The sequence below is a fragment of the Streptomyces sp. NPDC058289 genome, assembly GCF_042880975.1.
GTDB classification, from domain to species: Bacteria; Actinomycetota; Actinomycetes; order Streptomycetales; family Streptomycetaceae; genus Streptomyces; species Streptomyces stoeckheimensis.
On record NZ_JBHVYI010000013.1, the window covers coordinates 102,244 to 126,080 of the forward strand.

Annotated in this window: 16 protein-coding genes; 12 read left to right on the forward strand and 4 right to left on the reverse strand. The window is 69.5% G+C overall.

Annotated elements, in window-relative coordinates:
- Window positions 1-90 precede the first annotated feature (90 nt).
- The 6 genes from ACFVX6_RS09475 (at window position 91) to ACFVX6_RS09500 (ending at window position 7,782) form a co-directional block, all read left to right on the forward strand.
- On the forward strand, window positions 91-1,194 hold the full coding sequence (locus ACFVX6_RS09475) for a substrate-binding domain-containing protein (protein ID WP_389689610.1): 1,104 nt from the start codon (window positions 91-93) through the stop codon (window positions 1,192-1,194).
- A gap of 165 nt (window positions 1,195-1,359) precedes the next feature.
- Entirely contained in the window at window positions 1,360-2,148 is a 789-nt protein-coding gene (locus tag ACFVX6_RS09480; RefSeq protein WP_112447331.1) for an ATP-binding cassette domain-containing protein, read from the forward strand.
- On the forward strand, window positions 2,145-3,416 hold the full coding sequence (locus ACFVX6_RS09485) for a sugar ABC transporter permease (protein WP_389689613.1): 1,272 nt from the start codon (window positions 2,145-2,147) through the stop codon (window positions 3,414-3,416). The genes ACFVX6_RS09480 and ACFVX6_RS09485 overlap by 4 nt, the downstream gene beginning before the upstream one ends.
- 252 nt (window positions 3,417-3,668) lie before the next feature.
- Window positions 3,669-5,585: a 1-deoxy-D-xylulose-5-phosphate synthase gene (dxs, locus tag ACFVX6_RS09490; protein WP_389689615.1), complete on the forward strand. Its 1,917-nt coding sequence runs from the start codon at window positions 3,669-3,671 to the stop codon at window positions 5,583-5,585.
- 146 nt (window positions 5,586-5,731) lie between these two features.
- Complete coding sequence (locus ACFVX6_RS09495) at window positions 5,732-7,246, forward strand: amino acid permease (protein ID WP_389689617.1); 1,515 nt, start codon at window positions 5,732-5,734, stop codon at window positions 7,244-7,246.
- A 20-nt stretch (window positions 7,247-7,266) separates the two neighbouring features.
- Window positions 7,267-7,782 (forward strand): GNAT family N-acetyltransferase, encoded by a 516-nt coding sequence (locus tag ACFVX6_RS09500; protein ID WP_389689619.1) that lies wholly within the window; start codon window positions 7,267-7,269, stop codon window positions 7,780-7,782.
- A 58-nt stretch (window positions 7,783-7,840) separates the two neighbouring features.
- On the opposite strand, the gene ACFVX6_RS09505 is transcribed toward ACFVX6_RS09500, so the two are convergent.
- Complete coding sequence (locus ACFVX6_RS09505) at window positions 7,841-8,908, reverse strand: LCP family protein (protein WP_389689621.1); 1,068 nt, start codon at window positions 8,906-8,908, stop codon at window positions 7,841-7,843.
- 271 nt (window positions 8,909-9,179) lie between these two features.
- Here ACFVX6_RS09505 and ACFVX6_RS09510 point away from each other — a divergent pair, with 271 nt between their 5' ends.
- The 6 genes from ACFVX6_RS09510 (at window position 9,180) to ACFVX6_RS09535 (ending at window position 19,282) form a co-directional block, all read left to right on the forward strand.
- Window positions 9,180-10,685 carry a hypothetical protein gene (locus ACFVX6_RS09510; RefSeq protein ID WP_389689623.1) on the forward strand — a complete coding sequence of 502 codons (1,506 nt, stop codon included), beginning with the start codon at window positions 9,180-9,182 and terminating at the stop codon, window positions 10,683-10,685.
- A gap of 218 nt (window positions 10,686-10,903) precedes the next feature.
- The gene (locus tag ACFVX6_RS09515) at window positions 10,904-12,085 is read left to right on the forward strand and encodes a CDP-alcohol phosphatidyltransferase family protein (protein ID WP_389689625.1); all 1,182 of its coding nucleotides are present in this window, start codon (window positions 10,904-10,906) and stop codon (window positions 12,083-12,085) included.
- Window positions 12,082-16,521: a glycosyltransferase gene (locus tag ACFVX6_RS09520; RefSeq protein ID WP_389689627.1), complete on the forward strand. Its 4,440-nt coding sequence runs from the start codon at window positions 12,082-12,084 to the stop codon at window positions 16,519-16,521. The genes ACFVX6_RS09515 and ACFVX6_RS09520 overlap by 4 nt, the downstream gene beginning before the upstream one ends.
- 19 nt (window positions 16,522-16,540) lie before the next feature.
- Window positions 16,541-17,308, forward strand: coding sequence for a rhamnogalacturonan acetylesterase (locus ACFVX6_RS09525; RefSeq protein ID WP_389689629.1), 768 nt, complete (start codon window positions 16,541-16,543; stop codon window positions 17,306-17,308).
- Window positions 17,305-18,024 (forward strand): Ig-like domain-containing protein, encoded by a 720-nt coding sequence (locus tag ACFVX6_RS09530; protein ID WP_389689631.1) that lies wholly within the window; start codon window positions 17,305-17,307, stop codon window positions 18,022-18,024. Before ACFVX6_RS09525 ends, ACFVX6_RS09530 begins: the two co-directional genes overlap by 4 nt.
- Entirely contained in the window at window positions 18,017-19,282 is a 1,266-nt protein-coding gene (locus ACFVX6_RS09535) for a phosphodiester glycosidase family protein (protein WP_389689633.1), read from the forward strand. The genes ACFVX6_RS09530 and ACFVX6_RS09535 overlap by 8 nt, the downstream gene beginning before the upstream one ends.
- Window positions 19,283-19,421: 139 nt before the next feature.
- Here the strand turns inward: ACFVX6_RS09535 and ACFVX6_RS09540 are convergent, their stop codons facing one another.
- The 3 genes from ACFVX6_RS09540 to ACFVX6_RS09550 all read right to left on the reverse strand — a co-directional run bounded on the left by ACFVX6_RS09540 (window position 19,422) and on the right by ACFVX6_RS09550 (window position 23,744).
- Window positions 19,422-21,563, reverse strand: a complete 2,142-nt coding sequence (locus ACFVX6_RS09540; protein WP_389689635.1) for a 3-hydroxyacyl-CoA dehydrogenase NAD-binding domain-containing protein — start codon at window positions 21,561-21,563, stop codon at window positions 19,422-19,424.
- Window positions 21,560-22,786 (reverse strand): acetyl-CoA C-acyltransferase, encoded by a 1,227-nt coding sequence (locus tag ACFVX6_RS09545; RefSeq protein WP_328301401.1) that lies wholly within the window; start codon window positions 22,784-22,786, stop codon window positions 21,560-21,562. The genes ACFVX6_RS09540 and ACFVX6_RS09545 overlap by 4 nt, the downstream gene beginning before the upstream one ends.
- A 130-nt stretch (window positions 22,787-22,916) precedes the next feature.
- Window positions 22,917-23,744, reverse strand: coding sequence for a ferritin-like domain-containing protein (locus ACFVX6_RS09550; RefSeq protein ID WP_389689637.1), 828 nt, complete (start codon window positions 23,742-23,744; stop codon window positions 22,917-22,919).
- Window positions 23,745-23,837 lie beyond the last annotated feature (93 nt).

Genomic DNA, 23,837 nt, shown 5'->3' on the forward strand with positions numbered 1-23,837 from the left:
GACGGCAAACTTGCGGCCGGGGTTGACTCACATCCACCTCGGCCGCAGTGCTGCGGCCTCGTCAGGGAGGTTCAAGTAATGAACACGCGTATGCGCAGAGTCGCCGTCGCCGTTGCCGCCGGCACCATGGCCGTCTCGCTTGCCGCTTGCGGCAGCGCGAAGGAGTCCGGGGACAAGAAGGACAACGCCACCGGCGCGGTCAAGGGCGGCGCGATCAAGGTCGGTCTGCTCCTGCCGGAGAACCAGACCGCGCGTTACGAGAAGTTCGACAAGCCGCTCATCGAGAAGGCGGTCAAGGACCTGACCGCGGGCAAGGGCGAGGTCGTCTACGCCAACGCCAAGCAGGACGCGACCACGCAGAACTCGCAGGTCGACACGATGATCACCAACAAGGTGAACGTCCTGATCATCGACGCGGTGGACTCCAAGGCCATCGCCGGCTCGGTCAAGAAGGCCAAGGAGGCCGGCATCCCGGTCGTGGCCTACGACCGCCTCGCCGAGGGCCCGATCGACGCCTACACCTCCTTCGACAACGAAGAGGTCGGCAAGGTCCAGGGCAAGGCGCTGCTGGAGGCCCTGGGCGCCAAGGCCAAGGACGGCCAGATCGTCATGATGAACGGCTCCGTCACCGACCCGAACGCCGCGCTGTTCAAGAAGGGCGCGCACTCCGTCCTCGACGGCAACGTGAACGTCGGCAAGGAGTACGACACCGTCGAGTGGAAGCCGGAGAACGCCAACACCAACATGGCGGCCGCGCTCTCGGCGCTCGGCAAGGACAAGGTCATCGGCGTCTACTCCGCCAACGACGGCATGGCCGGCGGCATCATCACCGCCCTCAAGGCGGCCGGCGTGTCCCCCCTGCCCCCCGTCACGGGCCAGGATGCCGAACTCGCCGGCGTGCAGCGGATCGTCGCGGGCGAGCAGTTCATGAGCGTCTACAAGCCGTACGCCCCCGAGGCCGAGGCCGCCGCGAAGATGGCCGTCGCCCTCGCCAAGGGTGAGCCGATCGCGACCACCGCCACCGCCAAGGTCGACAGCCCCACCACCAAGGGCGTCCCGTCCCTGCTGATCCCGGTCGTCTCGCTGACCAAGGCGAACGTGAAGGACACCGTCATCCGCGACAACGTCTACACCGTCGACGAGATCTGCACCGACAAGTACGCGGCCGCCTGCGCCACCGCCGGCCTGAAGTAAGACCCCCGCCGCTCGCTCCGCCGAGCGGCCCCCGAGCCTGTCCGGCGCTCCCGCCTCCATCCCGCCACCGGCGGGGCGCCGGACAGAACAGAAACGTTTCTCTCGCATCCCCCCCGTGGTCCTGCTCTTTTTGTACGACATCCCCGCCGGTCAGGCGGCAAGGAGATGGTTCATGTGTCCGCTGCGCCCGTACTGGCGTTGCGAGGGGTCTCGAAGCGGTTCGGTGCCGTTCAGGCCCTCACCGACGTAGAACTCGAGATCCACTCCGGCGAGGTGGTCGCCCTCGTCGGCGACAACGGCGCCGGTAAGTCCACGCTGGTCAAGACGATCGCCGGCGTGCACCCCATCGATGACGGAGTCATCGAGTGGGAGGGCCGTCCGGTCTCGATCACCAAGCCCCACGACGCCCAGAACCTGGGCATCGCGACGGTCTACCAGGACCTCGCGCTGTGCGACAACATCGACGTCGTCGGCAACCTCTTCCTGGGACGCGAGCTCAAGCGGCGCGGCATCCTCGACGAGGTGGAGATGGAGCGGCGCGCACGCGAGCTCCTCACCACCCTGTCCATCCGGATCCCCAGCGTCCGCATCCCCATCGCCTCGCTCTCCGGCGGTCAGCGCCAGACCGTGGCGATCGCCCGCTCCATGCTGGGCGAGCCCCAGCTCGTGATCCTCGACGAGCCCACCGCCGCCCTCGGCGTCGAGCAGACCGCACAGGTGCTCGACCTGGTCGAGCGGCTGCGCGAGCGCGGTCACGCCGTCATCCTCATCAGCCACAACATGGCCGACGTGAAGGCCGTGGCCGACAAGGTGGCCGTCCTGCGGCTGGGCCGCAACAACGGCGTCTTCTCCGTGAAGGACACGTCGCAGGAAGAGATCATCTCCGCCATCACCGGGGCCACGGACAACGCCGTGACCCGCCGGGCGGCCCGCACCGGGGAGGCCCGCAAGTGAGTGCCAAGCACATAGACCCCGTCAATCCGGCGGCCGCCCACGACGCCATCCCGGCCGTGGACCCCCGCCTGCTCGTTCGCGAGCAGGGCTTCGCCGGGTACGTGAACGAGTTCGGCCGCAAGCTGAAGGCCGGCGATCTGGGCTCCGTGCCCGTCGTCCTCGGCCTGATCATCATCTGGAGCATCTTCCAGGGGCTGAACTCCAACTTCCTCGGCGCCGAGAACCTCACCAACATCGCGATCACGATGACGGCCACCGGCATGATGGCGGTCGGCATCATCTTCGTCCTGCTGCTCGGCGAGATCGACCTCTCGGTCGGCTCGGTCAGCGGCGTCTCGGGCGCGATCGTGGCCGTCCTCTCGGTCACCAACGGCGTCAACGAATGGCTGTCCATCCTCGCGGCGATCGCCGGAGGCGCCCTGATCGGCTCCCTCCACGGCTTCTTCTTCGCCAAGATCGGCGCCCCGGCCTTCGCCGTCACCCTTTCGGGCCTGCTCTTCTGGTCCGGCGCCATGCTGCAGATCCTCGGCAGCAACGGCACGATCAACCTCGACTCCGAGGGTGTGGTCGGGAAGCTGACCACGTACTTCTTCTCGGACGTGGCCGCCGGCTACGGACTGGCCGCCGTCGCGGTGGTCGGGTACTTCCTCGCCACCTTCTTCGACAACCGCCGTCGCGAGGCCGCCGGGGTCCCGTCCCGGCCGCTCGGCGAGATCCTGCTGCGCACCGGCCTGCTCGCGGTGTTCACCTTCGGTCCCGCGATGGTGTTCAACCAGTACAAGGGCCTGCCGCTCGCGGTGGTGCTGTTCGTACTGGCCCTGGTCGCCACGGACTTCGTCCTGCGCCGCACGACGTTCGGGCGAAACGTTTTCGCACTCGGTGGCAGTGTCGAGGCCTCCCGTCGCGCCGGCATCAACGTCAACCGGATCCGGATCACGGTCTTCGCGATCGCCGGCACCTTCGCGGCCATCGGCGGCCTCTTCTGGGCCTCCAAGATCGCGGCGGCGAACCAGAGCGCCGGCGCCGGCGACCTGCTGATGAACGTGATCGCGGCGGCCGTCATCGGCGGCACCAGCCTCTTCGGCGGCCGCGGCCGGACCTGGAACGCCCTCCTCGGCGTCATGGTCATCACCTCCATCCAGTACGGTCTGGCCCTGGAGGGAATCGCGACGCCGATCCAGTACATGATCACCGGCGCGGTCCTCCTCGCCACCGTGGTGATCGACTCGGTCACCCGCAAGACGCAGAAGACGGCCGGGCGCGCCTGACCGGCGTGCGCGGAGTGTGACGCGGCGGTAAGAACCGTCACAGTGCCCGGTGCCACTTGATGTGGCGCCGGGCACCTGCGCGTAGGCGTGTGCGTACGAATGTACGGATATTCCCCCTTTTGGGGGGTGTGGCTCCGTGCTGATGTGTACAGGTATGACAAAGGTGTGACCTGACTGGGACCGCGCTTTACTGACGCCCAAGCGGCGAACATTAGACTCGGCAGACCAGCAAGCGACTGCAAGGAGGCACGGGTGCTGCTGACCCGCATCAAGGGACCGCGCGATCTGGACCGGCTCAGCCAGGAGGAGCTCGACCGGCTCGCCGCCGAGATCAGGACCTTCCTCGTCGACGCCGTCTCCAAGACCGGCGGGCACCTCGGCCCCAACCTCGGTGTCGTCGAGCTGACGATCGCTCTGCACAGGGTCTTCGACTCGCCCAAGGACAAGGTCCTCTTCGACACCGGCCACCAGGCCTACGTGCACAAGCTGCTCACCGGCCGCCAGGACTTCGGCGGCCTGCGTACGAAGGGCGGCCTGTCGGGCTACCCCTCGCGCGCCGAGTCCGAGCACGACGTGATCGAGAACTCGCACGCGTCCACCGTGCTGGGCTGGGCCGACGGCTTCGCGAAGGCCAACGAGGTGCTCGGCAAGGAGGACCACCACGTCGCGGCGGTCATCGGCGACGGAGCCCTCACCGGCGGCATGGCCTGGGAGGCGCTGAACAACATCGCGGCCGCCAAGGACCGCCCCCTGGTGATCGTCGTCAACGACAACGAGCGCTCGTACGGCCCCACCATCGGCGGCCTCGCGAACCACCTGGCCACCCTGCGCACCACGGACGGCTACGAGCGCTTCCTGGCCCGCGGCAAGGACCTCCTGGAGCGCACCCCGGTCGTCGGGAAGCCCCTCTACGAGACCCTGCACGGCGCCAAGAAGGGCCTCAAGGACTTCATCGCCCCGCAGGGCATGTTCGAGGACCTGGGCCTGAAGTACATCGGGCCCATCGACGGCCACGACATCGAGGCCCTGGAATCGGCCCTCCAGCGCGCCAAGCGCTTCAGCGGACCGGTCATCGTGCACTGCCTCACCCAGAAGGGCCGGGGCTACGAGCCGGCCGTCCAGGACGAGGCGGACCGCTTCCACGCCGTCGGCGTGATCCACCCGGACACCGGCCTGCCCGTCTCCACCGACGCCGCCAGCTGGACCTCCGTCTTCGCCGACGAGATGGTCAAGCTCGGCAGGGACCGCAAGGACATCGTCGCCATCACCGCGGCCATGCTCCAGCCCGTCGGCCTGAAGAAGTTCGCCGACGCCTACCCGGACCGGATCTTCGACGTCGGCATCGCCGAGCAGCACGGCGCCACCTCGGCGGCGGGTCTGGCCTCCGGCGGCGCCCACCCGGTCTTCGCGGTGTACGCGACCTTCCTCAACCGTGCCTTCGACCAGGTCCTGATGGACGTGGCCCTGCACAAGTGCGGGGTCACCTTCGTCCTGGACCGCGCCGGTGTCACCGGAACCGACGGCGCCTCCCACAACGGCATGTGGGACATGTCCATCCTCCAGGTGGTCCCGGGCCTGCGCCTGGCCGCCCCGCGCGACGCCGAGCAGCTGCGCGCCCAGCTCAACGAGGCCGTCCTCGTGAAGGACGCGCCGACGGTCGTGCGCTTCTCCAAGGGCGTCGTCGGCCCGGCCGTCCCGGCCGTCGGCAGGATCGGCGGCATGGACGTGCTGCGCCGTCCGGCCGACGAGGTCACCCGGCCGGACGTACTGCTCGTCTCGGTCGGCGCACTCGCCCCGATGTGCCTGGAGATCGCCGACCTGCTCGACAAGCAGGGCATCTCCACGACCGTGGTCGACCCCCGCTGGGTCAAGCCGGTGGACGAGGCCCTGGCCCCGCTCGCCGACCGTCACCGCGTGGTCGTCACCGTCGAGGACAACAGCCGCGCCGGCGGTGTGGGCTCCGCCGTCGCGCAGGCGCTGCGCGACGCCGGGGTCGACGTACCGCTGCGTGACTTCGGCATTCCGCAGCGCTTCCTGGACCACGCCACGCGCAAGGAGGTCATGGCCGAGATCGGTCTGACCGCTCCGGACATCGCGCGGCAGGTCACCGGCCTGGTGGCCAAGCTGGACGGGCGCTACGACAGCGAGCCGGCCGCCGCCGTCGACTGAGCGCGGCCCCCCGCGCCGTCCGACCTGCGAGCGGCCTGCGACTGATCATCTGCGGTTGCACGCCACGGGCCGGGAGGTTCACCCTTGGAGGGTGGGCCTTCCGGCCCGTTTCGTTTCGATGCGGTCTGCCCTGCGGAGGTGCGTCGGTGAGTAGGAACCTGAACGGTCCCTTCCGTACCAAATCAGTCGAACAATCGATCCTCGACACGGAAGAGCCGGAACACGCGCTCAAGAAGTCGCTCTCCTCCTGGGACCTGACCGTCTTCGGCGTCGGTGTGATCATCGGCACCGGCATCTTCGTCCTCACGGGCAAGGTCGCCAAGGAGACCGCCGGCCCCGCCACCGCCCTCGCGTTCGTGGCCGCCGGCATCGTGTGCGCACTCGCCGCCCTGTGCTACGCGGAGTTCGCCTCGACCGTCCCGGTGGCCGGATCCGCGTACACCTTCTCGTACGCGTCGATCGGCGAGCTGCCCGCCTGGATCATCGGCTGGGACCTCGTGCTGGAGTTCGCGCTCGGCACCGCGGTCGTCGCCGTCGGCTGGTCGGGGTACGTCCGCTCGCTCATGGACAACGCCGGCGTCCACCTGCCCGCCTCGCTCCAGGGACCCGACGTTCCGGGCGGCAGCTTCGACCTGCTCGCCTTCCTCCTGGTCCTGGTCCTGACCGTGATCCTGGTCGTCGGGGTGAAGCTGTCCGCGCGGATCACCGCGGTGGTCGTCGCGATCAAGGTCACGGTGGTGCTCATCGTGATCATCGCGGGCCTGTTCTTCATCACGAAGTCCAACTACACGCCGTTCATCCCGCCGGCCGAACCACAGACGGGCGGCTCCGGACTGGATGCCCCGCTCGTCCAGCTGCTCTTCGGCTACGAGCCCACCAACTTCGGCGTCATGGGCATCTTCACCGCCGCCTCCGTGGTCTTCTTCGCCTTCATCGGCTTCGACGTGGTGGCCACCGCCGCCGAGGAGACCAAGCTCCCGCAGCGGGACATGCCGCGCGGCATCCTCGGCTCGCTGATCATCTGCACCGTGCTCTACGTGGCGGTGTCGATCGTGGTGACCGGCATGCAGAACTACAAGGAGCTCTCCGTCAGCGCCCCGCTGGCCGACGCCTTCAAATCCGCCGGCCATCCGGTCTACGGGGGCATCATCAGCTTCGGCGCCGCCGTGGGCCTGACCACCGTGTGCATGATCCTGCTGCTCGGCCAGACCCGGGTGTTCTTCGCGATGAGCCGCGACGGCCTGCTGCCGCGCTTCTTCTCGCGGACCCACCCGAAGTTCCGTACGCCCTACCGGCCGACGATCCTGCTCGGCGTGATCATCGCCATCGTCGCCGGGTTCACCAGCATCAACGAGCTGGCGACCCTGGTGAACATCGGCACCCTCTTCGCCTTCGTCGTCGTCGCGCTCGGCGTGATGGTCCTGCGCCGCACCCGGCCCGACCTGCACCGGTCCTTCCGCACTCCGTGGGTGCCGTTCGTGCCCATCGTGTCGATCGCCGCGTCGGTCTGGCTGATGCTGAACCTGCCGGCCGAGACCTGGCTGCGCTTCGGGATCTGGATGGTGATCGGCTTCGTCGTCTACTTCCTCTACGGGAGGCAGCACAGCCGGCTGGGCCGGGGCGAGGGCATGACCCCGAACCCGGCGCGCGAGGGCCGATGACCCCGTCCTACGGTGAGGTCATGGAGATCACCGTAGGACTGGAACCCTGGGCGGAAGACGACTTCTGGCTGCTGCTGCGCAAGAACGAGCCGGCCATGACGGAGCACCTGGGTGGCCCGGAGCCCGAGGCCAAGCTCCGGGACCGGCACCGGCGCTACCTGGCGCTGAGCGCCCGGGAGCCGGGGGCCGGGCGGATGTTCCGGGTCGTGGCCGACGGGGAGAGCGTGGGCAGCATCGGCTTCTGGGAGCGGGTCTGGCAGGACGAGGAGGTCTATGAGGCAGGCTGGAGCATCCTTCCCGAGTTCCAGGGCCGGGGGCTCGCGGCCCGTGCCGCCCGGGCGCTCGTCGCCCATGCGGGCGTCCACGGCACCCGCCGCCACCTGCACGCCTTCCCGTCCGTCGACCACCCGGCGTCCAACGCGGTATGCCGCGCGGCGGGGTTCGTACTCCTCGGCGAGGTGCAGTTCGAGTACCCGCCGGGGCAGTGGCACGCGAGCGGCGACTGGCGCGCGGTCCTGGGTGGCGACGGCTCGTAACGCCGACGAGCCCCGGCTCCCATGGGGGGCCGGGGCTACGAGCCGGAGGGGGCGGCGGTCAGCCGCCGGTGGCGGGGGACTTCTTGGCCGAGGCCGGGATCGGCTGGTCCTTGCGCAGGGCCTCCCACAGCTGGCCGGACTGCGGCTCCACGGCGACGACGCGGTTGATGTCGATCTTGTCGTAGGCGACCGGGAGCATGATCGTCTCCATGGTCTCCGGATCCACGCCCTTCATGCTCTGGGCGAAGTCCGACAGGCCCTTGAGGGAGTCGAGTTCGGCGTCGGTGGTCAGCGCCTTGGTGCCGGCGTCGGCGAGCTTGTAGAGCCGGGCCGGGCTGCTGAGGACGTCCTGCTTCTTGATCTCGGACAGCATCGCGATCATGAACTTCTGCTGCAGGTCGATGCGTCCGAGGTCGCTGCCGTCCCCGTAACCGTGGCGGGTGCGGACGAACTTGAGCGAGTCCGTGCCGTTCAGGCGGTGCGTGCCCGCGTCGAGGTTCAGGCCGCCCTTGATGGGCTTGTCGAGGGTGACGTCCACGCCGCCGAGCGCGTCCACCAGCTCCTTGAAGCCGGCGAACTCCACCTTCACGAGGTGGTCGACGCGGATGCCGGACATCTGCTCGACGGTCTTGACGACACAGGCCGGGCCACCGGTGCCGATGATGCTGTTGATCATGACGCGGTTCGCGCCGGCGATCGACTTGCCGTTCTTGTCCTTGCACTCCGGCCGGGTCACCAGGGTGTCGCGGGGGATGCTGATCGCGGTGGCCTTCTTGCGGCCCTCGGGTATGTGCACCAGCATGTTGGTGTCCGAGCGAGAGCCGCTGACATCGCCCTTGTCGAGCTCACCGTTGGCGCCTGCGCGCGAGTCGGAGCCGAGCACGAGGATGTTCTGCCCGCTGTCCGGGACCTTCGCCGGCCGGTTGTCGACACCGATCGCCTGGTCCAGGTCGACGCTGTCGATGTTCCCGTTGAGGTGGTTGTACGCCCACCAGCCGGTGCCGGCGGCGCCGAGCAGCAGCAGGACCAGTACGAGGAGGACGATCCTCAAGACGCGCCGTCTGCGCGGACGCACCCCGCGCCCTCCGGTTCGCCTACGACTGCGTACGGTGGTGTCTTGGGTCATACTGCTCGAATCCTCGGGGCCCTGGGTCGGAGGGCAGCGGGCAAAGGTGGCCGGATGCCGCTGCACTATAAGCAGATTTCCGAGTCGAATGGGAGTGCGCTTATCGTCCTCCTGGTCGGCCGTGATGCGGAAAATAGCGGAGTCCCCACAGCGCGGGGGAGGGGGAGTGGGAGCCATGGCCCGAAATACCGGACGTCGTGCGCGACGCGGTGACGCCTCTGGCGAGCAGCTTCGGCAGGGTTCTCCCACACAGGCGGGCCTGGCATCCACGGTGGCCATCGTCGTCGCCGGCCCCGCCGACGCCGTGCCCCTGATCAACTCGGAACCGGCCGGATCGGTGATCGAACTGGTCTGGCTCGACGGCGGCGCACCCGCCGAGCAGCGTGCGATGGAAGCGGCCGTGGCGCAGGCGAAGCGGCGCGGGTGCAGGTTCCCCGGGGAACCGTTCCTCCTGTACGCGGCGGACGGCAATCTCACGAACCAGATCCTCGACGTCCTCCACGAGATCGAACCCGTGCGCGTACGCACCCTCGATCCGGACCCCGTGCACACCGACTTCGACCGCGAGCGCAAACTCCCGATCGTCAGCGAGCCGGCCGCCCGCGGCCAGGTGGCGCGCAGCACGCTCCGGGCCGCACGCCGCTATCAGCTTGCCGTCGGCACCCCCGTGTTCGTGGACTGCCGTCGGGCCGGCGCGGACCCGGCGCTGCCCGCCGCGGCCTGCTCCCGCTACCCCAGACCGTCCCAGTGGCTGCTCGCGGGCAAGGACGGGCGACTGTCCGCGTACCTGCCGACGGCTGCCGGCGTGGTCCGCTGGACCGAGGGACGCACCGAGGCCGAAGGCTGGAGCGGACCGGAACTGCTCCAGGGCCCGGAGCTGATGCCGGCGCTGACCGTGCTGCGGGGTCCCGAGGGCTACGCGTACCTGATCGGCCTGAGCCGGACCAAGCGCAAGGACAGCGGTTCCGACGTCGAGGTGGTGTACGCCGCCCAGTACCAGACGGGCCGGCCCCTCGGCCCCTGGACCACGGTCGGCAATCCCAACGCGTCGAGCTGGCAGATGGCCCGGGAAACCGGTTTCCCCGTGGCCACCTTCGACGCGAACGGCGTCCTGCACGTGTTCGTGCGCAACTTCGGGCACAGCGTCAGCGTGCGGCGGCAGACCCCGAAGGGCCGCATGACCGGCTGGGAAGCGCTGGGCGGGCTGCGGGTGGCCGACGAGCTGGTCGCCTTCCCGGCCGCGCAGGGCGGGGTGCAGCTGGTGGCGAGGGCGCGCGACACCGCCTCCGCGGGGCACTTCTTCCAGCAGGACGTGAAGGCGGCCTGGGTGGAGAACCGGCGGATTCCCGTGAGCCCGTACCCGGGCAGCCTCTCCGTGGCCCCGGAGGGCGGAGTCGTGCGCTTCCGCTACGCGGGCAGCAACGAGGTCTGCGTCTGGTGGCCGGGCGCGCAGGTGCCGATAGGCCTCGGCGGGCCGGAGGGGATCGGGCCGGTCGCCGGGGTGGCGGGAGCCGACATCCAGGGCTGGGGCTGCACGGTGCTCGTGCGCGAGGGCACCGGAGGAGTGACGGCGATCGGTGCGCACCCGGACGGGCGACCGGACATCGGGGTGTGGTGGGAAGAATCCGGGGAGCCCTCGGTGGTTCCGCCCGCGGCGGCGTTCGACAGCCGGGGCCGTGTGGTGATCGCCACAGTGGGAATGGACGGAACGCTCCGCGTGGCGCGCCAACAACTGGGATCTCAGGGCTTGGAGTTCACTCCGTGGACTGTCCACTAAGGATCGTTTAAGTCCCGGATATGCAGGTTTAAGCACAGCAGTGCTCGCCTTGCGTGCTGGATGGTGCCACGCGTGACTTGTTATGGTCATTCAGCGCCCATTTACCTGGACCATAGGTGAACGTTCGGCGTCACGGGGGCGGCGCTCGCTTTCGTGTCTCGTGGGGTGGGCGCAGGCGCTCTGTTGACCAGGTTCGCGCCGTTGACGACTGAGGGGTTATGTCCAAGCTGTCACTGAAGGCCGTCCAGAAGCTCACGTGCAAGAAACGGGACGCCTGGTGGACGGTCCTTCTGGTCGATCCGATCGCGACCCGCCTCGTCTGCGTGTTCGCGCGCTGGAACTTCGTGACGCCCAACCGCGTGACGTGGGCCGCGCTCTACGTCGGCCTCGGCTCGGCCTACTTCTTCCTCCAGGGCGACTGGCTCTCCCTGTGCATCGGCGCGGGGCTGTACCACATCAGCTTCATCCTCGACTGCATCGACGGAAAGCTCGCCCGCCTCAAGGGCAACGGCACCATCTTCGGCGGCTGGCTCGACTACGTCTTCGACCGCATCCGTGTGCTCTTCTGCGCGCTGGCCCTGATGGGCGGGCAGTTCCTGCAGCACGACGAAGAGGTCTACCTCCTCGCGGCCCTCGTCGTGATCTTCCTCGACATGCTCCGCTACGTCGACGCCCTCCAGATCTACAAGATGCGCATGTCCATGCGTAACAAGATCGAGGCCGTCACGCTCGCCCGCCAGGCCGAGGAGGGCATCGAGGAGGAGGAGCGGAAGGTCGTCTTCATCGAGGACCTCCTGCGGGAGAACCCCCTCGGCCAGGCCGACGAGCTCAAGCGGGAGACCGCGCAGGTCGAGCAGGCCGAGGTCATCGACCTCCACCAGCAGTTCCGCGAGAGCTTCCCCTGGTACGCACGGTTCCGCCACGCCCTGGTGCAGAGCCGCATCCGGCCGCACCTCATCAGCGGCATCGAGTTCCAGATGTTCATCTTCATCGTGGGCCCCGTCATCGGTCACATCCTGTGGACCACCGCGGTGTCCGCCGTGCTGATGGGCGGCTTCGAGCTCGTGATCATGTTCAAGTTCTGGCTCTCCACCCGCGACTTCACGCGCACGATGGAACGCCTCGACCCGGGCAACATCCCGTCCAGGGCCGGCTCCATCGCCCCGCACCTGCATGCAGGACGCCACCGGCGCCGTGGCGAGGACGACCTGAACGCGATCGATCCCGCCCAGATGTTCCCCGCGCCCGAGCCGTACGAGGACCCCGGCTTCGAGCCGTTCCCGCGGGCCTACACGGATCAGTTCACGGGCAGCGTGACCGACACGATGCAGCTGGCCCAGATCCCCTCGCAGAACTCGCAGCGACCTGACTACGCCGAACGAGAGCGCCACCCCAGATGAGTTTCCCGGTCGACATCTCTCCGTACGGCGTCACGATCGTCATCCCGGCCTTCAACGCGAGCGCCACGCTCGCCCGGGCGATCCAGTCGGCGGTGGCCCAGACGCACCGGGGCATCGAGGTGCTCGTCGTAGACGACTGCTCCACCGACGGCACGCGGGGCGTCGCCCGCCAGTTCGCCGCCCAGGACCCCCGGGTCCGCATCATCGAGCGGCCGCACAACAGCGGCGGCTGCGGCGCACCCCGCAACAACGGCATCGAAGCGGCCTCCGGCCAGTTCGTGATGTTCCTCGACGCGGACGACGAGCTGCCGCTCAAGGCCGTCGAGACCCTGCTCTCCTCCGCCGTCGCCACGGGGTCGGAGGTCACCGCCGGCCGCGTCGTGCGCATCAACCAGGCCACCGACGAGGTCACCGTCTGGCAGCCGCAGCTGTATCCCGCCGACCAGACGGTCGGGGGCCTGTCGGCCATGCCGGAGCTCTTCGAGGACCCGATCGCCGCCGGCAAGCTGTACCGGCGGGACTACCTCAACAACTTCGGCATCCGCTTCCCCGAGGGCGTCTACTTCGAGGACACGTACTTCTCCACGGTCGCGAACTTCCACGCGCGCTCGTTCACCATCCTCGCCACCCCCGTCTACCGGTGGATGTGGGAGCGGGAGTCCGACCAGCCCTCGATCACCAACCGTCGCCACGAACTGCGCAGCATCGGCGACCGCATCCTGGTGCACCAGTACACCGACAGCTTCCTGCACAGCGTCGGCCGGCCCGACCTGCTGGCCCGCAAGGCCGCCAAGTTCCTCTCGCACGACCTGCGCCTGTACACCCCCGAGCTCCGCAGCGGCGACCGCAACTACCGCAACGGGTTCCTCGCGGCCGTGGCCCCGTACCTGCGCACCCTGGAGCCCACCACCTACGAGCTGTGCGGGCCCATGGAGCGGGTACGCGCCTTCGGCCTGATGCACGGCCGCGTCGACATCGCCGTGTCGGCCGCCGACTACATGCGGCGCCGCAGCGTCATCAGCTCCGACGTCGTGGAGCGGGACGGGCGGGTGTTCTGGTCCGGGTCGCTGCTCCGCCACCCCGACGCCGAGCGCTTCCTCGAGGTCACCGAGCTCGACCTGACCGGCCAGAAGCTCGCCGAAGCCCGGCTCTACAACCAGGCGACCTCGGTCGAGCTGGTCGACGGCGAACTGCACATAGCGGGCGCGATACGCAACCAGTTCGGCCGGGTCCGCCCCGAGGACAAGGTCGAGCTCATCGCGGTGCTGCGGCGCCGCAGCTCCAAGACCGACTACCACTTCCCCGTCTCCAGCGTGGAGATCGACGCGGAGTGGATCCGCTACCACGCCACCGTCGACCTCACCTCCACCCTGGACAAGGCCGACCGCGCGGGGCACTGGAACTTCTTCGTCCAGCTCCGGCACGACGGCGAACGGGCCTCCACGGCCCTCAACGTCAGCGGACTCGACGCCACCAGCCTGCGCTACGCCTCCGCCAAGGGCGTCCACGAGGTCTACGAGACCATCAGCGGGAACCTGGGCCTGCGCCCCGAGACCGAGGAACTGCAGGCCAAGTCCTCCGACCGGGGAACCCCCTGGCTGTGGTGGCAGGACGCCCAACCGACCGGACCCGTCCAGCCCCCCGAGCAGTACGCCGCGGCGCTCGTGGTCCTGTGCCACAACGACGAGTACCACCTGCGCGAGTTCCTCTCCTCCCTCGTGGCCCAGGGCAGCTTCGGGAACACCCAGGTGGTGTTCGTCGACGACGGTTCGAACGACACCACCGCCCAGCAGCTGGCGGCCTTCGCCGCCTACTACCCGAACGCGATGGTCGTCACCCAGCACAGCCTCGGCGCGCGCATCGCCTTCGAGAACGGCCTGCAGTACGTCGCCGCCCCCTACGTGATGTTCGCGCGGGCCCGGGACATCCTCGGCGAGGACTCCGTGGGCCGGCTGCTCACGGCGGCCCGCAAGGCCAAGGGAGCCGACGCCGTCGTCGGCGTGGCGGACAACTTCCCGGGCCCGTGGCTCGGCAAGGACGAGCCGTGGGAGCGCTACTTCACCACCAAGGGCGCCATCCGCAAGCTGGCCGACGCCCCGTACCTCGTCTTCTCGACCCGGCTCGGCGGCAAGCTCTTCAAGACCTCCTTCGTGCGGGAGCACGGCTTCCGGTGCGGCCCGGGCCACGGCCTCGAGGACGACTGGTTCACCGTCCCGGCCCTGCTGTTCACGAAGACCGTGACCGTCGCACCGGGCGCCCGCTTCTTCGAGCGCGAGGAAGAGAAGCAGAACTCGCTCTTCGACCGTCCCTGGAACGACCCCGCCAAGGCGGTGGACCGGGTCCGGCTGGCCGAGTACGTCCTGACGTCGGTCCAGGGCGCACCGCCCCGGGTCGTCCGCCTGGCCCACCGCTTCGTCGTCCGCTCGCTCCAGCCCTACGTGCGCAACATGCACCGCATCATGAGCAAGACGGAGCTCGCCGGGGTCCTTCCCCTGCTCGCGTCGGTCTACGGCAAGATCCCCGACGAGATCATCCTGCAGTACGCCACGCACCCGCAGTCCAAGGTCCAGCACCACGCGATCGTGACGGGCAACCTCGAGCTCTTCGCCGACCCGCTGGGCGCCCCGGAGTTCCTGCCCCGGCTCTTCCTCGACGACGAAGGCATCTACCGGCGGCTCGCGAGCGACCCGGTGGAGACGAAGCTGCTGCGCGTCCCGCGGTCCAACGCCGTCATGGAGACCTTCCTCTGGAAGGGCGACGAGATCCAGCTCGAGGGCCTCCTCGTGATCTCCGGCGTCGACATCGACACCCAGTACACCAACCGCATCCAGCTGGTGTTCTCCGACGGACGGCGCGAGGTGGCGCTCCCCGTCGAGCAGGTCTACCGCCGCGACCGCTGGCGTACCCGCAAGAACCAGGACTGGTTCTCCGGCTGGCGCGCCACGGCGCGCCCGTCCGCGCTCAACGCCCTGGCCAACACCGAGCTGACCATGGTGATCCGGGTCCTCGACGAGGACCGCCACCACGACATCAAGCTCGCGGCCCGTATGAACCTGCACCGCTTCAAGGGGGTGCACACCTCGGGCAAGCAGCGCTTCATCCTGTCGATCGACGAGGAGGAGCAGGTCACCGCGCGGTGGGTGAAGGGCTTCTCGGCCCGGCGCAAGGACAAGATGCACCGCTTCCGCGAGGAGCTGCGCAACTCCCTCCCGGGCCGTCCGGGCTGGCGCACCCGCTTCATGTACTGGCTGACCTACCCCTACCTGCACGGCCGGGGCATCTGGATCATCGGTGAACGCGAGGACACCGCCCAGGACAACAGCTACCACCTCTTCAAGTGGATCCGGCTGAACCAGCCCAAGCGCAAGATCTACTACTCGATCAACCGGGACGCGCACGACTGGGACAAGGTCGCCCAGTACGGGCAGGTCATCGACAGGCTCTCGTGGAAGCACCGCGCGTACCTGTTGCACGCCGAGCGCTTGATCAACTCCTACGACCTGGAGGCCTACCTCGGCTTCCCGGGCCTCAACAAGCGCTCCTTCCTGCGCGGCTACGGCGACCTGCTGCGCTACAAGCGCGTGTTCCTCGGGCACGGCGTGGGCTACAACGACGTCGTCGCCTCGATCCACGGCCAGACCACCAACGTCGACATGGTCCTCAGCACGGGCCGCAGCGAGCGGTCCTACACCGCCGAGCACTGCGGCTACGGCTACGAGCGCGTCGCCGCCACGGGCATGCCCCGGTTCGACGCGCTGGAGCCGGTGCCGGGGCTCCGGCGGGTCCTGGTCATGCCCACCTGGCGCCGCGACATCGTGGCGCCCTCGTACAACAAGGCCGCCAAGCCCGAGATCCCGTTCGCGGCGTCCGAGTACTACCGCTTCTTCTCGTCCCTGCTGCGCAACGAGCGACTGCTCGCCGCGCTCCAGTACCACGGGGTCGAGCTGGAGTTCATGCCGCACTACGAGATCCGGCCCTACCTCCAGCACTTCAAGATCGAGCACCCGTCGATCATCGTGTCCTCCACGGGCCGCGACGTGCAGCTGGCCATGCGCGAGTGCTCGATGATGGTCACCGACTATTCCTCGGTGTTCTTCGACGTGGCCTACATGGGCAAGCCGGTCGTGTACACGAACTTCGACGACGAGTCCTTCTACAGCAAGCACTACAAGCGCGGGTACTTCGACATCGACAGGGACGGCTTCGGCCCGGCCTGCCGGACCGTCGACCACGCGGTGCAGGAGATCATCGGCGTCCTCGAGCGGAACTTCCAGCTGGAGCCTCAGTACAAGCAGCGCGTGGACGACTTCTTCATCCTGCGCGACACCTCGAACTGCGAGCGCGCCTTCAAGGTCATCGACACGATGGACTCCAACTTCGTGGGTGACGAGCGGGCCCGGCTGCACTTCGGGGAACGCGGATTCGGGGAGTTCTGAGAGACGTGAAGGTCGCACGATGACGGCGATATACCTGGCGGGCGGATCCACGGTCTGCAGTCGCCGGCGCAGCATGGCGCCCATGGCCGGATGGGGGCAGTCGCTCCCCCTGTTCCTGCAGGGCGTCGAGGTGGTCAACTGCGCCCGCGCCGACGCCGGCACCAAGCGCTTCGTGGACGGCGGACACCTCGACCGGATCCTGGACACCATCAAGCCGGAGGACCTCCTGGTCGTCTCCTTCGGCCTCAGCGACATGCAGGAGCGGCCCGGCCGGTACACCGAGCCGTTCGGCGAGTTCCAGAGCGATCTGCGGCGCTACGTGAACGAGGCGCGGGACCGCGGTGCCCACCCGGTGCTCGTCACCAGCCACGAACCCCGGATCTTCGACCGCTTCGGCAACATGCGCCGGCCCCTGATGATGTACCCGGCCGCGATGCGCGAGGTGGCGGTCGAGCTCACCGTGCCGCTGATCGACCTGAACGAGTGGAGCACCGGCTGGTGGCGCCGGCTCGGTCCGGACGGCACCAAGAGCCTCTTCGTGTACCTCGAGCCGGGAGAGCACCCCAACTACCCGGGCGGGGTGGCCGACCACGTGCACCTGCGCAGCCGCGGGGCGCTGGAGTGCTCCCGGTTCGTCGCGAGCCAGTTGCTGGTGCAGGGCATGCTGCCCGCGCAGTTCTTCCGGAACCTGGAGACGGGTTTCGACGCGGACCAGGTGGTGGAGTTCCTCGACGACGCCGTCTTCGATCAGATGACCAAGACACGTGTCGCGGGAGGCATGAAGTGAGCGGGAACTGGTTCCCCCTGGTCCGAGCCTGGGCCACTCAAGGGCCGTACACCGGGGTGCTCGACGTGCTCTCCACGGCGGACCCGGCGTACCCCCTGGTGCCGGGCGCGCAGTTCCAGATCGCCATGACGGTGACCCCGTCGGGCGGAGCGTTCCGCACGTACGGCTACATCCTCGGCGAGAGCCTCGAGGACGGAGTGGTCGTCGAGGACCTCCAGGGCCTGCGCAAGCTGCCCAACGGCCGCTACGCGGTCTTCGCGTCGGGCGACGAGCCGGCCACCGCGACCCTCGTGGTACGCGTCCTGGACGAGGGCTCGGACGGCGCGGTCGTGGTGCCGCGCGCGGTCGTCGGCGTCATGCCCTTCCAGGGCGACAAGCTCTCCGCCTCCTCGGGCATCGAGGACAAGGGCTACTACGTGCGCCGCCACAGCATCCCGGCGCGACGCCTGGACCTGCACCCCGGCGAAGTGGTGTCGCTGCCGGCGGGCGGCACCGAGGGACTGCGGGTGACCGGAGTGACCCTCGCCCGGTACGGCATGCTCGGATGCTCCCCCGACGGCACGGTCACCTACCAGGCCCCCCACTCGTTCCACGGCTACGACCGCTTCGTGTGCACCTACGAGGACCGGGACGGGCACATGGCCGAGGGTCACGTGGTCGTCCGCGTCGGCGACCTCGGTGCGTCTCCCGGCGCGCTGGGCGCCGTCCGTGGCTAGGCGCACGCGGCTCGCCGCCGCCGCGCTGGCCGTGACCGTCACCCTCGCGGGATGCACGGCGGCTCCCCGGATCCCGGACGACCCGGCCCCCTCGGGCTCGCAGCCCGAGGACCTCCGGCTGCCCGAAGGGGTCACGTACAAGGAGTCCGTCCGCAAGCTCGACGGCGAGGAAGCCTCGCACGTGCGGGTCCTGACCATCCGTCCCGACGCCAAGGTCAGGGTGGCGGGCATGCACGGCCCTGCCGTGGCGCACGCCGAGACGGTGCGCAAGATGGCCGAGTCCTTCGGGGCGCTGGCCGCCGTCAACGCCTCCTTCTTCGACATCAGCACCGGCAAGAGCTACGCCGGCTACGACGGAGACCCCCTCGGCCTCTACACCGAGGGCGGCAAGGTCCTCAGCGAGGCGATCAAGGGCCGGCCCACCCTGCTCCTGGGCTACAACCGCGGCAAGCTCAGCGCCCGGGTCGACGAGGTCTCCACCGACGGGGTGGTGGTCTCGGACGACGGCGTGCCCCAGGAACTGGACGGGATCAACCGGGTGCCCGGTCGCGTCCTCGGCTGCGGGGGCGTCGGCGGTGACCTCCTGGCCGTCACGGAGGAGCCGATGCAGGAACCGTACGGCGGGCTGTGCACGGACACCGACGAGCTCGTGGCCTTCACCCCGGAGTGGGGAGAGCGCACGCCCCCCGGCCCGCCGGGCAGCATGGAGGTCCTGCTCGACGCCGACGGCCGGGTGACGAGCGTCCGCAAACCCGCCGGAGGCGCCGTTCCCAAGAACGGCAGCACCCTCTACGGGATCGGAACCGGCACCGAATGGCTGCGCACGAACGCCCAGCCCGGTTCCGCGCTCACCACCTCCTTCGTCATGAACGACGCGTCCGGAGCGGTGGTCCCCGGTCCCGTCGAGACGGCGGTGGGCGGCCGCTACCGGCTGCTGCGCGACGGAGTCCCCGACATCGGCGAGCCGACTTCGCCCACGAAGACGGCCCCGCGGACCGCCGTCGGCGTCACCCGGAACGGAAGCCTGCTCCTGGTGACCATCGACGGCCGGGCGCCGGGGGTGGACGCGGGCGCCACGGTCATGCAGACGGCCAAGCTCATGGCCTCGCTCGGGGCGCGGGACGCCCTGATGTTCGACGGCGGCGGCTCGACCACGATGATCGTGCGCGACGAGCTGCGCAACACCCCGCGCGGGGCCGATGGTGCGGAGCCCTCGGAGCGGCCCGTGGCCAACGGGATCGGCATCTTCGAGCAGTGAGCCGGTAGACGAGATCGAGCAGTCAGAGCAGTGCGAGCAGTGCGAGCAGTGCGAGCAGTGAGCCGGCAGACGTGAAAGAGCGGGCCGTACGGGATCTCCTCCCGTACGGCCCGCTCTTCGTGCTACCGGCTGTCGCTCGTTACGCGGGAACGCTCGCCACGCCCGGCGCCAGGAACTTCTTGCCGTTCACCCGCTCGGAGACGCCTTCGCGGTCCAGGTACGGGGTGACCCCGCCCAGGTGGAAGGGCCAGCCCGCGCCCGTGATGAGGCAGAGGTCGATGTCCTGGGCCTCGGCCACGACACCCTCCTCCAGCATCAGGCCGATCTCCTGTGCCACCGCGTCCAGGACGCGGTCGCGGACCTGCTCCTCGGTCAGGACGACGTCGCCCTGTACGAGGAGGGCGGCGACCTCGGGGTCCAGCTCCGGCTTGAAGCCGTTCTCCGCGTTGTAGACGTAGAAGCCGCGCTTGCCGGCCTTGACCACGGCCGCCAGGTTCGGGGACACCGTGAAGCGCTCCGGGAAGGCGCGGTTCAGGGTCTCGGAGACGTGCAGACCGATCGCCGGGCCGACGAGCTCCAGGAGCACCAGCGGGGACATCGGCAGGCCGAGCGGCTCGATGGCCTTCTCGGCGGTGACCACCGGGGTGCCCTCGTCGATGACGTTCTGGATCTCGCCCATGAAACGGGTCAGGATGCGGTTCACGACGAACGCCGGGGCGTCCTTGGTGAGGACCGCGGTCTTCTTCAGCTTCCGCGCGACACCGAAGGCCGTGGCCAGCGAGGCGTCGTCGGTCTGCTCGCCGCGGACGATCTCCAGCAGCGGGAGGATCGCGACGGGGTTGAAGAAGTGGAAGCCGACCACGCGCTCCGGGTGCTGGAGCTTCGAGGCCATCTCCGAGACCGACAGCGAGGAGGTGTTGGTGGCGAGGATCGCGTGCGCCGGGGCGACCGCCTCGACCTCCGCGAACACCTTCTGCTTGACGGACATCTCCTCGAACACGGCCTCGATGATGAAGTCCGCGTCCGCGAAGCCCTCGGCCTTGTCCAGGACGCCGGTCACCAGGGCGGTCAGGCGGTTGGCCTTGTCCTGGTTGATGCGGCCCTTGCCGAGCAGCTTCTGGATCTCGGCGTGGACGTAGCCCACGCCCTTGTCCACGCGCTCCTGGTCGATGTCGGTGAGGACCACCGGCACCTCCAGGCGGCGCAGGAACAGCAGCGCCAGCTGCGAGGCCATCAGGCCCGCGCCGACGACGCCGACCTTGGTGACCGGGCGGGCCAGGTTCTTGTCCGGGGCGCCGGCCGGGCGCTTGGCGCGCTTCTGGACCAGGTTGAAGGCGTAGATGCCGGAGCGCAGTTCGCCGCCCATGATGAGGTCCGCGAGCGCGGTGTCCTCGGCGTCGAAGCCCTTCTGCAGGTCGCCGTCCTTGGCAGCCTCGATGATCTCCAGCGCGCGGTAGGCGGCCGGGGCCGCACCGTGCACCTTGGAGTCGGCGATGAAGCGGCCGCGGGCGACCGCCGCGTCCCAGGCCTCGCCGCGGTCGATCTCGTCGCGCACGACCTCGGTGGTGCCGTTCAGCACGCGGGCCGTCCACAGGAGCGACTGCTCCAGGAAGTCCGCGCCGTCGAACAGCGCGTCCGCGATGCCGAGCTCGAAGACCTGCTTGCCCTTGAGCTGGCGGTTCTGGTTCAGCGAGTTCTCGATGATGACCGAGACCGCGCGGTCCGCGCCGATCAGGTTCGGCAGCAGGGCGCAGCCGCCCCAGCCGGGAACCAGGCCGAGGAAGACCTCGGGCAGCGAGAAGGCCGGGATGGCCTTGGAGACGGTGCGGTAGGTGCAGTGCAGACCGACCTCGACACCGCCGCCCATCGCCGCGCCGTTGTAGTAGGCGAAGGTGGGGACGGCCAGCGCCGCGAGGCGCTTGAAGACGTCGTGGCCGCCCTTGCCGATGGCGAGCGCCTCGTCGTGCTTCTTGAGCAGCTCGACGCCCTTGAGGTCGGCGCCGACCGCGAAGATGAACGGCTTGCCGGTCAGGCCCGCACCGACGATGGAGCCCGCGAGGGCCTCCTGCTCGACCTGGTCGATCGCCGCGTTCAGGTTGGCGAGGGACTGCGGGCCGAAGGTGGTCGGCTTGGTGTGGTCCAGGCCGTTGTCCAGCGTGACGAGCGCGAAGCGCCCGGCGCCGAAGGGCAGGTCCAGGTGGCGCACGAGCGCGCGCGTGACGACCTCGTCCGGGAACAGCTCGGCCGCGCCCTTCAGGAGCTCAGTGGTGGTGGTGCTCACTTGCTGTCTCCCTCGGCGGTGAAGTTCGGGTTCTCCCAGACGACCGTGGCGCCCATGCCGAAGCCGACGCACATGGTGGTCAGGCCGTAGCGGACCTCCGGCTGCTCCTCGAACTGGCGGGCCAGCTGGGTCATCAGGCGGACGCCGGAGGAGGCGAGCGGGTGACCGAAGGCGATGGCCCCGCCGTACTGGTTGACGCGGGCGTCGTCGTCGGCGATGCCGTAGTGCTCCAGGAACGCGAGGACCTGGACCGCGAAGGCCTCGTTGACCTCGAAGAGGCCGATGTCGTCGATCGTCAGACCGGCCTGCGCCAGCGCCTTCTCGGTGGCCGGGATCGGGCCGTAGCCCATGACCTCCGGCTCGACACCCGCGAAGGAGTACGAGACCAGGCGCATCTTGACCGGGAGGTTGTTCTCGCGGGCGAAGTCCTCGGACGCGATGATCGCGGCCGTGGCACCGTCGTTGAGACCGGCGGCGTTGCCCGCGGTGACCTTGCCGTGGGTACGGAAGGGGGTCTTGAGGTTCGCCAGGTTCTCCAGGGTGGTCCCCGGACGCATCGGCTCGTCGGCGGTGACCAGGCCCCAGCCCGTCTCGCCGGCCGCCTCGTTGTTGTTGCGCACCGAGATCGGCACCAGGTCCTGCTGGATCTTGCCGTCGGCGTACGCCTTGGCGGCCTTCTCCTGCGAGCGCACGGCGTACTCGTCGGCGCGGAGCTTGGTGATCGTCGGGTACCTGTCGTGCAGGTTCTCGGCGGTCATGCCCATGAACAGGGCGGACTCGTCGACGAGCTTCTCCGAGACGAAGCGCGGGTTCGGGTCCACGCCCTCGCCCATGGGGTGGCGGCCCATGTGCTCGACACCGCCGGCGAGGGCGACGTCGTACGCACCGAAGGCCACGCCGCCCGCGACGGCGGTCACGGCGGTGAGCGCGCCGGCGCACATGCGGTCGATGGAGTAGCCCGGTACGGACTGCGGGAGGCCCGCGAGAATGCCGGCCGTGCGGCCCAGCGTCAGGCCCTGGTCCCCGATCTGCGTGGTCGCGGCGATGGCGACCTCGTCGATCTTCGCGGGGTCCAGGTCCGGGTTGCGGCGCAGCAGCTCCCGGATGGCCTTGACGACGAGGTCGTCGGCGCGGGTCTCGTTGTAGATGCCCTTCGGGCCCGCCTTGCCGAACGGGGTGCGGACGCCGTCGACGAAGACGACGTCCCTGACGGTACGAGGCACGTTGGCTCTCCTCCAGGTGCGGGTGTGCACTGCTGCGCGGGGGCGAGCTCATTGCTGAGCGCCCGCTCACCTCTCCATGCTACTTGCCGGTAACTGGCATGGACAGCCCCCTCGGAAGGAGCGGCGAAGGTCACACTCCGCGGCCCCGCCGCGTACGCGCTGCGAGGGTGCGGCCGGACCGCCCCGCGGGCGCCCGCAGGCGCCCCCTCGGGGCGCGTACGGGGCCTGCGGGGTCAGGGGGGCCGGAGGCCGCGATGGCGGCGGCCATGGGCGCCGAGGCGCGGACGGTGTCCGCCACGAAGGTGCGGCGGCCGACGCCGAGGGTGCGCAGGGCCGGGGCGTGGTCGACCGCGACCACCGCGGCCGCGGCGGCGAGCATGGCCCGCCAGGCCGCGACCGCCGCCCGGCGGGCGGGGGCGGGCAGGGGTGCCAGGGCCTCGCGCAGGCGCAGGCGCAGGCAGTGGAAGGGGACGTGGCGCTCCTCGTCGGCGAGGATCAATCGGGCGACCTCGGAGGCCAGTGGGTCGGCGGCCCCGTCCCGCACGGCCCGGTAGTAGCGCAGGGCCACCACCTCCGCCACCATCAGCACGAGCAGCTCCACCCGCAGGCCCAGCAGCCTGCGCAGCCTGACGAACACGGTGTCGCTCCAGTGCCCGGCCAGGGTTCCGGCGCCTCCGGCCTCCAGGAGCAGAGCCAGCATCCGCGCGTGGTTCTGCTCCTCCGCCACGAAGAGGCGTACGGCCCGCGCGTACACCGGGTCACCCGCCCGGTCGGCCTTGCCGATCAGTGCGGAGCCGTCCCCGTCCTCCCCGACCTGGAACCGCTGCAGGCTCCGGACCAGCTCCGGAGGCAGTGCGGCGGCCCGCTTCCACTCCGGATCGCCGCGCTCGGCCCGGCGCTCCTCTTCGGTCTCGAAATCGGCCAGCCACGTGTCGTATCCCCACCCATGTTTGATCACGTTCAAAAACTAGTGGTCTTTGAGCGTGTTCAAAAGGAGCCGGGCCCGGCTGTAGCGGAACCGGGACATGGCGGAGCCCCCCGGCCGAAGGGC

What these genes read in the sequence shown, in the direction of transcription:
- ACFVX6_RS09475 (WP_389689610.1), top strand. Translation starts at nt 91, where the DNA reads ATGCGCAGAGTCGCCGTCGCCGTTGCCGCCGGCACCATGGCCGTCTCG.
- ACFVX6_RS09480 (WP_112447331.1), top strand. Translation starts at nt 1,360, where the DNA reads ATGGTTCATGTGTCCGCTGCGCCCGTACTGGCGTTGCGAGGGGTCTCG.
- ACFVX6_RS09500 (WP_389689619.1), top strand. Translation starts at nt 7,267, where the DNA reads ATGGAGATCACCGTAGGACTGGAACCCTGGGCGGAAGACGACTTCTGG.
- ACFVX6_RS09505 (WP_389689621.1), bottom strand. Translation starts at nt 8,908, where the DNA reads ATGACCCAAGACACCACCGTACGCAGTCGTAGGCGAACCGGAGGGCGC.
- ACFVX6_RS09515 (WP_389689625.1), top strand. Translation starts at nt 10,904, where the DNA reads ATGTCCAAGCTGTCACTGAAGGCCGTCCAGAAGCTCACGTGCAAGAAA.
- ACFVX6_RS09520 (WP_389689627.1), top strand. Translation starts at nt 12,082, where the DNA reads ATGAGTTTCCCGGTCGACATCTCTCCGTACGGCGTCACGATCGTCATC.
- ACFVX6_RS09525 (WP_389689629.1), top strand. Translation starts at nt 16,541, where the DNA reads ATGACGGCGATATACCTGGCGGGCGGATCCACGGTCTGCAGTCGCCGG.